Genomic DNA, 13,014 nt, shown 5'->3' on the forward strand with positions numbered 1-13,014 from the left:
CGGAAATGACCGGATAAATTGCTGAAATTCTCGCCGGTTCTGGCAATTCATTTGCAGTTTTGTGGTGGAAAAATTGGTGAACGCTCACATTTTATTCATTCATTTGAAAGAGGTTAAGAGGTAAGTTAAATCTATTGACAAAAGATAGGAATTGTTATAGGATATTGAAAAGTCAGCGGTGAGTGATGTTCAATTGGATGAGAAAAACCCGGAAACCCTGAAAGACAGGGGCATTGTCTTGTCCAATCCAAAAAGGAGGTGAGGGAGAGGAAGCATATCGCTGGACGGTCTAATTTTTTTCTGTGTAAGCACTACCCGGTGACGGGTGTGTATTCAAAAAATCCCAAGTTTCCAAATCGGAGGAACACAAAAAATGAAGAGTTTGAATCGCCGTGAATTCTTGAAGGTTGCCGGTCTGGCAGGATTGGGCGTTGCCGCTGTGGCATGCCAGCCAGCCAAGACCCCCGAAGCGACCCAGCCGGCTGCAGAACAGCCGACTGCAACTTCCGAGGTGATCCAGGCCAAGGAAGCCACCCCCACGCCCGTTCAGGTGGAAAAGATGACCTACAAGCAGGCGCCCATGCTGGATGGCATGAACCTGCCCCCCGTTGAAGAGCGCATTTCGCAGAACCCGCTGGTGACCGTCCCGCGCGAGAAGGTGGGGCGCTATGGCGGCACTCTGCGCACCGCTTCCTGGTGGCCCGAGGCGGGCAATGTGCAACTGTATGTCTCTGAACCGCCGATCAAGTGGAAAGAGGATTTGACCGGCTACGAACCCGCGCTGGCTGAATCCTATGAGTGGTCCGATGATGGCTTGACCTTCACCATGAAACTGCGCAAGGGCGTGCGCTGGTCCGATGGCGAGCCCTACACCACCGAAGACTGGCGCTTCTGGTGGGAGGATATGGCGAAGAACGATGACGTGAAATGGCGCAATGTGCCCGGTTACATGCGCAAGAAGAATGGTGAGCCCATTGACCTGGAATTCCCCGATGAGCAGACGGTAGTGTGGAAGTCCGACCAGCCCCTGTGGATCGCCCCGTACTATCTGGCGCAGGGCTACTGGGAGTTCATGCTGCCCATGATGAAACCCGCCCACTACCTGAAGAAATTCCACCCCAAATACGACCCCTCCAAGACCTATGAAGATCTGGAGAAGGTGGATAAGTGGTACATGAACCCCGACTTCCCCACCGTTGCGGCGTACCACTGCGTGGAAGTTTCTGAGGACGGCAAGCGCTATAAGTGGGGACGCAACCCCTACTACTGGCGTGTGGACACTGAGGGCAATCAGTTGCCTTACATTGATTACATTGAAATCGAAATCATCGAGGACGAGGAAGCCCGCAAACTGGCAATCCTCTCCGGAAAGTACGATGCTTCCTTCCGCGTGGGCGGAAGCCCGAACGACATTCCTCTCTTCCAGGAAAACGCCGAGAAGGCTGGCTTTGTGATGCTCAAGGGCTGGAAGAACGGTGCCGGCGCCTGGCCTGGCTATATGGTCAACCAGTACTATGTGGAAGGCGCCAAGTGGTACGATGACGATACGCCCGAGCGTGCTGCGGAAATTCGCGCTATCCTGCGCGACAAGCGCTTCCGCAAAGCCCTGTCCTGGGGTGTGGATCGCCAGCGCGTGATTGACGTGGCATGGAACGGTATCGGCGAGCCCAAAGCCGCCACCATCAGCCCGCAGTCCTGGCACTTTGCCGGTCCCGAAGGGCAGGCGGTGTACCAGAAGTGGGCGCAGGCGGATGCTGAGTTCGATGTCGAGAAAGCCAATGCTGCCCTCGATGAACTCGGTATGAAGAAAGGCGCTGATGGCTTCCGCACCCTGCCCAGCGGCAAACCCTTCACCCTCGTTCTGATCGTCTCCGACTGGGGCGGCAGTCTCAAGGTTCAGGTGGATGCTGCCAACGAAGTCAAGGATCAGTGGGAAAAGAACCTGGGTATCAAGGTGGATGTTCAGAACCTGCAGGGGCAACCCAACCTGGATACCATCACCAATGGCGGTCAGTACATGCTGCGCGGTGCGCACATCTCCGAGATCGACATCTGGACCTATCCGGACTGGATCTTCCCGATTGTGAACCGCTACATGTTCCCGCTGGAAGGGAAGTGGTGGTCCAAGGGTAAGGACTCCTGCAAAGCCGATCCCAATATCCCCTATGATTGCGGCGTCAAGCCCGAACCCGGCAGCCCCGCGGAGAAACTGCAAATGCTGTACGAGAAGGGCCTTGCTACCAAGTCGGTGGAGGATCGCCACAAGGTCGTGTGGGAAGCCATCGATGTCATCATCGAGGAAGGTCCCTTCGTGATCGGTATCTCGGGCGATCAGCAGATGCCGGTGGTCATTAACAAGAAACTGCGCAACGTCCTCGACTACGGCGTGGTTGGACCGTGGGCTCCGTGCACCCCGGGCAACCAGGTTCCGGCGCAGTGGTTCTTCGAGGAGTAAGCCCGGCTTTTGATGGCTGAAATGTGGCGGGCGGGTATCCGCCCGCCACATAAAGTATTTATTCAAGGAGCGGTTGTATGGTCAACTACATTCTTCGCAGGCTGGGCTATGCGGTAATCCTGACCGTTCTGGTGTCGTTTGTCGGTTTTGTCATCATCAAACTCCCTCCGGGTGATTTTCTGACCCAAAAACTGGAACAATTGCGTGCGCGCGGCGACCGCAGCGCCGAAGCCCAAATCGAAGCCCTGCGCGCCAAGTATGGGCTGGACAAGCCCTTCATGGAACAGTACACCACCTGGGCGGTGGGGTTCCTGAAGGGTGATTTTGGCGAGTCCTTTGCGTATGAGCGCCCGGTTCGAGATTTGCTCGGCGAACGCCTCTGGCTGACGGTCATTCTCTCGGTTGCCACCCTGATTGTTGTGTGGGCGCTCGCCATCCCGCTGGGTGTGTATTCTGCCGTCCGGCAGTATTCGTTGGGGGATCAAATCATCACTACTATTTCCTTTATTGGTTTGGGGATGCCGGGTTTCCTCCTGGCATTGCTTATTCTGTATTTTGCCATTGTGGTTTTGAATCAGGATGTACTCGGGTTGTTCTCGCCTCAGTATCAGGATGCTCCCTGGAGTATCGGTAAGGTTTTGGATCTTCTCCAGCACCTCTGGGTTCCGGCAATCATCAGCGCAGTGACCGGTGCAGGGGGCTTGATTCGCATTATGCGCGGCAACCTGCTGGATACGCTGGGTCAACCGTTCATTGAAGCCGCCCGTGCGCGCGGGTTAAAGAATCGCGATGTCATCTGGAAACACGGCGTCCGCATGGCGATCAACCCGTTAATTGTGATTTTAGGTTCTGAAGCCCTGCCTGGGATTATCAGTGGAAATGCGCTGGTTTCCATCGTCTTAAATTTGCCAACCATCGGCCCTTTGTTTGTGCAGGCACTTCGCCAACTGGATATGTACCTTGCAGGTACCTGCCTGGTGATCTTTACGATTTTGCTCATGCTGGGCAATCTGCTCTCTGACTTGATGCTCGCCTGGCTTGACCCGCGCATTCGACTGGAATGAGAGGAGGAGGACGTAAAAATGACCGCCGCAACGCTTCCTACCAAAAAATCTCAAGCCCGACAGGTCAGCCAGAGTTACTGGAGCCTGGTCTGGTGGAAATTTAAAAAGAACCGCATTGCTGTCATTGGGGGCATTATTCTCATCCTTATGTACTTTTGCATGGCAGTCATCCCTGAATTTATTGCCCCTTATGCTTTGGAGAGAAAAAGCAGTTTCACCGAAGCCCGTCCGCAAACCATACGATTCATTGACGCTCAGGGCAATTTCTCTCTGCGTCCGTTTGTATATGGTCTCGAACGCAAAATTGATGAACAACTTCGCCGCCGCACCTATGTGGAAAATCCACAGGTGAAATACTATATCTACTTCTTTGTTAAGGGAGATCCGTATAAATTGCTGGGGTTTATCCCCTGGGATCGACATCTGTTTGGGGTGGATCCCAGTATCAAGGATGCCCATATTTACATCATGGGAACGGATTCGAACGGACGGGATTTCTTCTCCCGCATCATCTATGGGGGGCGTCTCTCGCTGCTGATCGGTTTGATTGGACAGCTCCTTACCATTATTTTGGGTAGCATTTTGGGGGCTATTTCCGGGTACTACGGAGGGGCGATTGACATGTTTGTCCAGCGCTTCACCGAGTTCCTCAATGCTTTCCCGGATATTCCTCTATTCATGGCACTTGCCGCTGCCATTCCCAAGTACTGGTCGCCCATCACCGTGTACTTCATGCTTACCCTCATTCTGGCATTTGTTCGCTGGGGCGGTCTGGCTCGCCAGGTGCGCGGGTTGATCCTCTCTCTGCGGGAGCGGGAGTATGTGCTGGCGGCAAAAAGTGCCGGGGCATCCGATTCGCGCATCATGTTCCGCCATCTGCTCCCCGGCACCATGAGTCACGTCATCGTCATTGCCACGCTTTCCATTCCCGGAATGATCCTTTCGGAGACCGCTCTTTCCTGGCTGGGGTTGGGGTTGCGTCCGCCGCTGACTTCCTGGGGTGTACTTTTACAGGAGGCGGGTACCGTATATGCCATTCGCTTTGCCGCGTGGCAATTGTGGACGATACCTTTCATTCTGGCAACCATCATGGCATACAACATGCTGGGCGATGGCTTGCGCGATGCCATGGATCCCTACAGCGCACGGTAAATGGAGGAGAACATGGAAAGCATAAGCAAAGACCTGTTCATTGAGGTAAAGGATTTACACGTTGAGTTTGACGTGCGCGCGGGCATTGTCAAAGCCGTGGATGGCATGTTCCTCGAAATCCGCCGCGGGCAGACCGTAGGGGTCATCGGGGAATCGGGTTGTGGAAAGTCGGTCACTGCCCGAGCCATCATGAATATGATTCCCAAGCCCGGCAAGATTACCGGTGGTGAAATCCTTTATCATCGCAGAAACCGCGAGACGGGTGAAGTTCAGACTATTGACATCACCAAACTGGATCCGGATGGCGAAATCATTCGTCAGATTCGCGGCGGTGAAATTGGCATGATTTTTCAAGAGCCCATGTCCTCTCTGACGCCGGTGTACACCGCCGGACAGCACATCTACGAAGCCGTCTCCCTTCACCGTTTGATCCCGGTCAAGAAACTGGGCGATCAAATGGTAGAAACCATTGTTGCGCATCGCAAAGTGACCAAAGAGGAAGCCCGTGAAATTGCTGTTGAAATGCTCCGCAAGGTGGGTATTCCCAAGCCCGAACAGCGCGTGGATAGTTATCCGCATCAGTTGTCGGGTGGTCAGCGCCAGCGGGTAATGATTGCCATCGCTCTTTCCTGCCAGCCGGAGATGTTGATTGCCGACGAACCCACCACTGCGCTGGATGTATCCATCGAAGCCCAGATTCTGGATGTGATGCGTGACTTGCAGAACACCGTGAATATGGCCATTATGTTCATCACCCATAACCTGGGTGTGGTGGCGGAAATGGCTGAGGAAATTGTGGTCATGTACATGGGTAAGCAGGTGGAACGTGCCAGAGTGGTTGACCTGTTCTACAAACCCAAGCATCCATACACCCAGGCTTTGTTGCGCTCCATCCCGCGTATCGGTAAGAAGTCGGATGTGCGTCTAGCAACCATTGAGGGCATGGTTCCGGATCCTTTCCATCTGCCCACTGGATGTGTCTTCCATCCGCGCTGTCCAATGTTCATGCCGGGTAAATGTGACAAAATTGAACCATCCAATATTCAGGTGGATGATCATCATTGGGCTCGCTGTCTGCTTTATGAGGAGGTGAAGGTATGAGCGAAGCGGCAACTGTAGCAACTCCGTCAACCTATAACCCACCGAAGGATGGCAACCTCCTGCTGGATGTCAGAGGGTTAAAGAAGTACTTCCCCATTCAAAAAGGGTTGCTGCGCCGGGTGGTCGGTTATGTCAAAGCCGTAGATGACGTGACCTTTTTTGTCCGTGAAGGGGAGACCCTTGGGCTGGTGGGAGAAAGTGGTTGTGGAAAGACGACTGCCGGGCGTACCATTATCCGCCTGTATGAACCCACCGGCGGCGAAGTGTACTTTAAGAGCCGGGTGCTTTCTCCCAGCGGCGAGCCTCAATGGGTGAACATGGCAGCGCTGGATCGTGCCCAGATGAAACTGGTACGCCAGGAAATTGCCATGATTTTCCAGGACCCCATTAACTCTCTGAACCCCCGCATGTCGGTTGGCGATATCGTGGCGGAACCGATGGTCATTCATGGAAAATATGGTCCGGACAGCGAGCAGGTGATTATCTCGTTGCTGGAACGGGTGGGATTACGCGCCGATCATCTCCGCCGCTACCCTCATGAGTTCTCGGGTGGGCAGCGTCAGCGTATCGGCATTGCCCGTGCCCTGTCCATGAACCCCCGCCTGGTCATCTGCGATGAGCCGGTATCGGCGCTGGATGTATCCATTCAAGCCCAGACACTCAATCTGCTTCAGGATCTGCAGAAAGATTTTAACCTCTCCTACATCTTTGTTGCTCACGACCTCAGTGTGGTTCAGCATATCTCTGACCGTGTGGCAGTCATGTATGTAGGAAAGATGGTTGAAATGGCAGATGCGGAGGAACTCTACACTGCTCCCCTGCACCCTTACACCGAGGCACTCATGTCTGCGGTACCGAAACCCGATCCGCTCTACAAATCGGAACGCATCATCATGCAGGGCGACGTGGCTGACCCCTCTAACCCGCCGAGCGGTTGTTACTTCCATCCTCGCTGCCGCTATGCCGTGGATATCTGCAAAACCAAGACGCCCGAGTTTCGTGAGTTGAAACCGGACCACTACGTGGCTTGTCATCGTGCAGAGGAGTTGAAACTGCGCGGAGTCTAAGAGCAATGAATGAACCGCCTTTGACCGGCTGGAAAATGGTGAGATCTGTTCTGCTCAGTCTGCTGGCTTTTCTGGTCTGGCTGGCGACGGCGGCATTGGGGCTGGTAGAGATCTTCCTGACCCGTCAAACGGCTTTGCGCATTTACGCCCGTTTCTCTGAGGATACGGCTGTGGGCACTGCGCTGGGCAATTGGGTGGCATTCTTTATGGCGGGAGTCTGGCTGGCTTATGTGATATTCTCGGCAGAGACGCAATTCAGGAAGAAAAGCCCCGCGGAAGGCTGGAATCTGTTCGCGTGGGGTGCGGCAATTGAACTGTTGATTCTGGTTCTATATTTCACTGTATAGACTACAATAATACAGGGAATTGTCTGCCAATCAAGGAGTTATCAAATGGCTACAATGGAAGAGATCGTCACGTTTTTTTCACGAGTGCCGTTGTTTCGCTCGTTGAATAAACGCCAACTGGAAGTTCTTGCCAAACGCACTGTTGAGCGAGATTATGCTGCAGGCACCGCCATAATCACCCAGGGCAAAGGCGGAGAGGGATTTTTTGTGGTTTATAAGGGCAGAGTGGAGATCCAGCGCATGCGATCGGATGGTACGACTGTTGTGGTCAATACTCTTGCGCCCGGTGATTTTTTTGGCGAAATGGCATTACTCGATGATGGTCCCCGCACGGCAACGGCTATTGCCATAGAGCCGACGGTTTGCCTGGTCTTACCGCGCTGGGATTTTCTGGCGGTACTGCGTGATGATCCCGAAATGGCGATTGTCATTCTCGAGGAGATGGCGAAGCGCTTCCGCATTGCCCTCGACTCACTGTGATCTGAAAAGGAACGGAGATGGCAGGGCGCTTTTGGAAATCAGAAGCGCCCTTCTTTAATCATGATGATCTGTCCAAACTGCGGTTTCCAGTCTCCTCCGGGAATGCGCTTTTGCGGGATGTGCGGGAGCGAAATTGCCCGCGTGTGCCCCAAATGTGGCTTTTCCAATCCGCTGGACTTTCGGTTCTGCGGAATGTGCGGGTTTTCTCTTGCTCCCATTCAGGATCAGGCAGGACTGGAACCTGTTCGCCATACCCTGTTCGAATCTGTACAACAACCTGTTCGCCCTGCCCTTGAAGGAGAACGCCGGGTGGTCACGGTCATTGTCGCAGATGTGACCGGCTCTACCCGCTTGCTGGAAGAAATTGGCAATGAGGCGTGGGTCGAACTGATGAATAAATTGCTCCTTCAACTGGAAGGCGAGATTTATCGTTTTGGGGGAGAAGTGGATCAGTTCCGTGGCGATGGGCTGGTAGCCTTTTTCGGGGCTTCGTATGCCCGCGAAGACGATCCAGAACGGGCGGTGATGGCAGGACTGGAGATGCAGGCGGTGGTGAAGCGTTTTGCTGAATCCTATCCTGCTGAAGCGGCACGCTCTATTCGCCTGCGGGTGGGGATTAACACCGGTGAGGTCATCGTTGCCAGCATTGGCGAGAGCGGCCAGCACCGCGAAGATACTGCCATGGGAATTGCCATTGCCGTTGCCGCCCGCCTGGAAAATCTGGCTGAGCCGGGTACCGTACTGGTGAGCGAATCCACGTATCATCAGGCAGAAGAGCGCTTTGTCTGGACACCGCTTGGAGAAGTACAGGTTAAGGGAATCAGCCAGCCGCTCCGGGTATATCGCCCGGAAGCCCCCCGTGGAACAGAGGAATTTCTCTCCGATGTAGAAGTGTTTGGCACCACTGCTCCGCTGGTTGGTAGAGAAACAGAGTTTTCTCGTTTACATGCCTGCCTGGATCGACTGCGCGCGGGACAGGGGGGGACGATTTTGCTCACCGGAGAGGTGGGAATCGGCAAACATGCGCTGGTGAATGAGTTGCGTCAACTCACCATGCGGGAACAGGCGCTCCTTGACGAAGCCGGATCCGGACAACCTTATATCCTCTGGCTTTCCAGCCGCACTCATATTTACGATCGTGACTGGCCCTACTCGTTGTGGATTGTATTGTTGCGCAACTGGCTGTCTAAATCCGGAACAGGTGAGGGCGAAGACACGCTTCAGATTCTCCGCCGCGAATGCCAGCGTTTGTGGGGAGAGGAATTTTTAAGTTATTACCCGTATCTGGCAAGGATTCTTTCTCTTCCATTAGAAGAGGAATTTCAGCATTTTGTTCAGTATCTGGATGCAGAAGCCTTGCGGTTTCAGTTCACTCATTCGATCCGGGGGTGGCTTGAAGCGCTCTCCCGGCAGCAACCGCTTGTGGTTTGCCTTACCGACCTTGAATGGGCAGATTTTGGTTCGGTGGATATTCTGGAAGCCTGTCTTTCCCTGTCTGCCCGTGAGTCTCTTTTATGGATGCTGGTATTCCGCCCCTGTATGGAGCAATCGCCCATTTGCCACCTGATTGAGAATCTTGAGGAACTTGACCCTGGCCCGGTGGAAAAGGTGGAACTGGGCCCGCTTACCCCGGAAGATGTGGCTCGTCTGATCGAAGCCTTGATTGGAAAAGATGTCTTGCCTGTTCGTCTGGTTGATCAAATTGTGCGCAACTCAGAAGGTATCCCCAGTTATGTCATTGAAATGCTGCGCTCACTCATCGAACGCCGTATTCTCGTCCGTGATGGAGCAACCGGAGAGTGGCGATTAAATCAAACGGTGCAGACACTTGATTTCACCGAGAGTATGCAGCGTCTGATTCAGGCGCGCATTGACCGCCTGGACGATGTGGAGCGCGATTTGCTTCAAAAAGCCGCAGTCATCGGGTATGTCTTTTGGGTAAACCTCCTGCGAGGATTGGTAGAGGAAACCATCCCCGTGCGCCAGCATTTGCGCGTATTGCAGGATGCGCAGTTGATTGAGCAACGCGGATGGGAAAAAGATTTAGGCACAGAATTCGCTTTCAAAACCGAACTGATTCATGAAACTGTCTATGAAAGCCTTCTCTCCAGCCAGAGGGAAGCCCTGCACATTCAGGTAGCCCAGTTGCTGGAAGAGATAGTAGACCTTGAAATACGTACCCAGTTCCATGCGTTAATCGCCTATCACTACCGCCAGGGGGGAGCCAAACGTCAGGAACTCTTCTATACCCTTTGGGCGGCGCAAAAAGCGGAAGAACTTTCGGCTCCCGAAGAGGCTGTGGAACTATACTCCCGGGTGCTGGAATTGTTGAATCAGATTGAGCATGAAACCACGGATGCAGGGCAAATTCGCAGTATTTTCAATCAGCGCTTTGAGGCGTACAGTGGCAGAATTAAACTCTATTATCGTTTGAACGAACCGGAGAAAGCCGCTCAGGATGCGCATGCTTTGCTCGCGCTGGCGCAGCAAATGGCAGATCAACCTGCCTGGAAGGTGGATGCCCTCTTCCTTCAACCAGAGGTTGTCCTTGCAGATACCCGTGAAATGGTCAATGCTGGGCTGGATATGGTAGGGCAGGCTCTGGAGATTGCCCGGAGCATTGGAGATGTAAACCGCGAACTCAAAGCCCTGATGGAGCGCACCCGGTTGTTGTTGAGAATCGGTGACTTACAAGCCTTTGAGAGCGCCCGGCGCGGTTTGGAACTGGCGCGGACTCTGGGCGATGTGGAAACTGAAGTTTCATTGTTGATTGATATTTCCAATGCGTATGGCATGGAAAATGTCGTTGAATCGCGCCGATATCTCCAGCAGGCAATGGCGCTGAAGGATCGGGTTCAGAATCGGAAAATTCTTTCGCGCCTGTACAGCGCTCTGTGTGGAGAACTGGAACGTCAGGGGGATTATGTGCGCATGCTGGAAGAATATGTCCAGAAGCGCCTTGAAATTGCCCGAGAGATTGGCGATCGCCTTGAAGAGGGTATGGTTTTGATGTTCTATGGACAGGTGCAGGGATTATATCTGGGCGATCTGGAACCGGCTTTGAAAAAATCCGAAGAAGCCTATATTCGCGCGGAAAAATACAGCCAGAAACTTTATCCATTGCTTCGCCTGGCTCAATTACATGCTCAGTTGGGCAATCTAACCCGGGCGCGCCATTACTTGAAGAAAGCCGAGCCGCTGAGTCAGAGCGCTCTTTACCTGTTGGGACGGGCAGGATACCTGCTGGTGTTCATTCATCTTCTGGAAGTCAGCGGGAAACAGGAAGATTTTGAGAAGGTGCTTGAACTGGTTGAGGAAATTCGTGGGCTGTACGGGAAGGGATTTCTTTCCCGTCAGTACTGGATGGCGGCTTGCTGTAAAGCGGCGTATGCCTGTCTACGTCTGGCTGAGATGACTCGCAAACCCAAACAAAAAGCGCAAACTTACCGTACAAGGGCGCTGGAGTTTGCGCAGGAAGCATATCAGATTTATCAGGAATATGGATTTGTCCAGATTATTGAAGTGTATTCGGAAGAAATTCTGTTTCGGTACGCCCAGGCATTGATGGCTAATGGGCGTATGGAAGAAGGACAACAAATGCTCGTCCAATCCCTCCAGGAGTTGCGCCGGAAATGGGAACTCATCCCGGAAGATAGCTTGTATCGGCGCACCTTCTTGAAAAACCTGAGAATCCATCGGGAAATGATTGCCATGGCTCCTGAGTGGTTTCCGGAGGAGGTATGAATCTTCAGCGATGGGAAACCTTTTTGCAAGCCTTCCATCCGTTGAAAGAGGTATATTTCAAGGTGGATGGTTTTTTTCGTAAAGCCTTTGTGCCTCTTGCCTCTCGTTTGATGATGGGGATGATGGTTTTCGGGGCGCTGGTGACGCTTTTGATCCAGGTGCTGGCAATCCAGCATCGCTACCCGCTGGATTATGGTGAAGCCCCTCTGGTAGATCAAGCCATGCGCCTCTCCAGGGGTATCCCCATCTACCGCAACAACCTGGATACGCCGCCCTTCACCATTTCAAATTATCCACCACTGTATATCCTCTCTCTGGTACCGTGGGTAAGCCTGTTTGGTCCCAATTTCTGGGCGGGGCGTTTGATTTCTACTCTGTGCGCATGGTGGACGGCATGGATGATTTACCGCCTGGTGTTTCGCTTGAGTGGAGATCGCGCGGCGGCCCTGGCAGGTGGGCTGTTGTTCATTGCGAACCCGTTCGTCAGCCACTGGTCTGCCCTGTTACGGATTGATTTACTGGCACTGGCATTCTGTGTGAGCGGGCTGGAATTGCTAACCCGGAAGCCGTTATCTCCGCGTGCCTTCTGGGGTGGGGCGTTATGTCTGATTGCGGCAATCTTTACCCGTCAGTCTTACGCATTGGCGGCTCCGTTTGCGGCGTTTGTCTGGTTTCTGTTTGAAGATAAAGGCAAAGCCTTTCGTCTGGCTCTGGTTGTTGGCGGAATTTCCCTTGCTCTGGCAGGATTGTTAAATATCATGACACAGGGCGGCTTTTTCTTCAACATCGTTACCGCCAATGTTAATGATTTTGGTCTGGATCGGTTGCGCTGGAATTTTCAACATCTCTGGATGGTATTGAAGTACTTGCTGGTTCTGGCTGGATTTTCTCTGCTCCAGCATCCGCTGCATTCCTCTTCGTGGCGCCTTACAGCGCCTTTTCTGGTTGGAGCCTTTCTATCTTCTCTCACAATTGGAAAGATTGGCTCGAATGTAAATTACTTTCTGGAGTTATGTGCCGCTCTGGCGCTATGTGGAGGGGTGATGCTGGCAAAACTCAGGCAACAGCCGCGTCTGGCATGGTTACAGGTTGTACTTCTTTTGGTTTTGACGGTACAGGGAAGTGATATGATGCGTGCTTCCTTTAACGAATTTGGTGCTGATCTTGGGGGAAGGATGAAACGCATCAACGAACTGCGCCGGCTAGAGGCGCTGGTTTCGGCGGTAGACGGTCCCGTACTTGCTGATGAGTATATGGGCATGATCACACTGAACGGGCGTTACCTTTACCTTCAGCCCTTTGAAATGACTCAACTGGCGAATGCTGGCATCTGGGATGAAACCCCTCTGGCAGAAAGCATTCGCAATAAAGAGTTTGATTTGATACTGATTCACTACTTCCCTTTTTTTGATGTCTATAAAGAGCGCTGGACGCCGGTCATGCTGGCAATGATTGAGCGGAATTATAAAGAGTTTGAAACTCTTGCCGATACAAAAGTGTACATTCCCATCAGGTAAAGGATACGATCATTTCGCATTTGATTATGTTAATTAAGTTTTCAAAAAAAATCTTTGCGTTATAATTTATACATGTCCCTCTGGAGA

9 protein-coding genes are annotated in these 13,014 nt (G+C 52.9%); all 9 read left to right on the forward strand.

Annotation, left to right across the window (positions count from 1 at the left end; translation table 11 throughout):
• Positions 1-373 precede the first annotated feature (373 nt).
• The 9 genes from LHF31_RS12610 to LHF31_RS12650 all read left to right on the forward strand — a co-directional run bounded on the left by LHF31_RS12610 (position 374) and on the right by LHF31_RS12650 (position 12,927).
• Positions 374-2,455 carry an ABC transporter substrate-binding protein gene (locus LHF31_RS12610; RefSeq protein WP_298006453.1) on the forward strand — a complete coding sequence of 694 codons (2,082 nt, stop codon included), beginning with the start codon at positions 374-376 and terminating at the stop codon, positions 2,453-2,455.
• 77 nt (positions 2,456-2,532) lie between these two features.
• Complete coding sequence (locus LHF31_RS12615; protein ID WP_298006451.1) at positions 2,533-3,519, forward strand: ABC transporter permease; 987 nt, start codon at positions 2,533-2,535, stop codon at positions 3,517-3,519.
• A gap of 18 nt (positions 3,520-3,537) precedes the next feature.
• Positions 3,538-4,671 carry an ABC transporter permease gene (locus LHF31_RS12620; protein WP_298006449.1) on the forward strand — a complete coding sequence of 378 codons (1,134 nt, stop codon included), beginning with the start codon at positions 3,538-3,540 and terminating at the stop codon, positions 4,669-4,671.
• Positions 4,672-4,683: 12 nt separating this feature from the next.
• Complete coding sequence (locus LHF31_RS12625; RefSeq protein ID WP_298006446.1) at positions 4,684-5,772, forward strand: ABC transporter ATP-binding protein; 1,089 nt, start codon at positions 4,684-4,686, stop codon at positions 5,770-5,772.
• Positions 5,769-6,839, forward strand: a complete 1,071-nt coding sequence (locus LHF31_RS12630) for an ABC transporter ATP-binding protein (RefSeq protein WP_303774279.1) — start codon at positions 5,769-5,771, stop codon at positions 6,837-6,839. The genes LHF31_RS12625 and LHF31_RS12630 overlap by 4 nt, the downstream gene beginning before the upstream one ends.
• A 5-nt stretch (positions 6,840-6,844) precedes the next feature.
• A complete protein-coding gene (locus LHF31_RS12635; RefSeq protein ID WP_298004311.1) occupies positions 6,845-7,186 on the forward strand; it encodes a hypothetical protein in 342 nt (113 codons plus the stop codon).
• A 45-nt stretch (positions 7,187-7,231) separates the two neighbouring features.
• The gene (locus LHF31_RS12640) at positions 7,232-7,666 is read left to right on the forward strand and encodes a cyclic nucleotide-binding domain-containing protein (protein ID WP_298004314.1); all 435 of its coding nucleotides are present in this window, start codon (positions 7,232-7,234) and stop codon (positions 7,664-7,666) included.
• Positions 7,667-7,726: 60 nt separating this feature from the next.
• On the forward strand, positions 7,727-11,410 hold the full coding sequence (locus tag LHF31_RS12645) for an adenylate/guanylate cyclase domain-containing protein (protein ID WP_298004317.1): 3,684 nt from the start codon (positions 7,727-7,729) through the stop codon (positions 11,408-11,410).
• The gene (locus LHF31_RS12650) at positions 11,407-12,927 is read left to right on the forward strand and encodes a glycosyltransferase family 39 protein (RefSeq protein WP_298004320.1); all 1,521 of its coding nucleotides are present in this window, start codon (positions 11,407-11,409) and stop codon (positions 12,925-12,927) included. The genes LHF31_RS12645 and LHF31_RS12650 overlap by 4 nt, the downstream gene beginning before the upstream one ends.
• Positions 12,928-13,014: the final 87 nt, after the last annotated feature.

Source organism: Anaerolinea thermophila, from assembly GCF_020723905.1.
Classification (GTDB): domain Bacteria; phylum Chloroflexota; class Anaerolineae; order Anaerolineales; family Anaerolineaceae; genus Anaerolinea; species Anaerolinea thermophila_A.

Coding starts and splice junctions, on each gene's coding strand:
- LHF31_RS12610 (WP_298006453.1), top strand. CDS start 374: ATGAAGAGTTTGAATCGCCGTGAATTCTTGAAGGTTGCCGGTCTGGCA.
- LHF31_RS12615 (WP_298006451.1), top strand. CDS start 2,533: ATGGTCAACTACATTCTTCGCAGGCTGGGCTATGCGGTAATCCTGACC.
- LHF31_RS12620 (WP_298006449.1), top strand. CDS start 3,538: ATGACCGCCGCAACGCTTCCTACCAAAAAATCTCAAGCCCGACAGGTC.
- LHF31_RS12625 (WP_298006446.1), top strand. CDS start 4,684: ATGGAAAGCATAAGCAAAGACCTGTTCATTGAGGTAAAGGATTTACAC.
- LHF31_RS12630 (WP_303774279.1), top strand. CDS start 5,769: ATGAGCGAAGCGGCAACTGTAGCAACTCCGTCAACCTATAACCCACCG.
- LHF31_RS12635 (WP_298004311.1), top strand. CDS start 6,845: ATGAATGAACCGCCTTTGACCGGCTGGAAAATGGTGAGATCTGTTCTG.
- LHF31_RS12640 (WP_298004314.1), top strand. CDS start 7,232: ATGGCTACAATGGAAGAGATCGTCACGTTTTTTTCACGAGTGCCGTTG.
- LHF31_RS12645 (WP_298004317.1), top strand. CDS start 7,727: ATGATGATCTGTCCAAACTGCGGTTTCCAGTCTCCTCCGGGAATGCGC.
- LHF31_RS12650 (WP_298004320.1), top strand. CDS start 11,407: ATGAATCTTCAGCGATGGGAAACCTTTTTGCAAGCCTTCCATCCGTTG.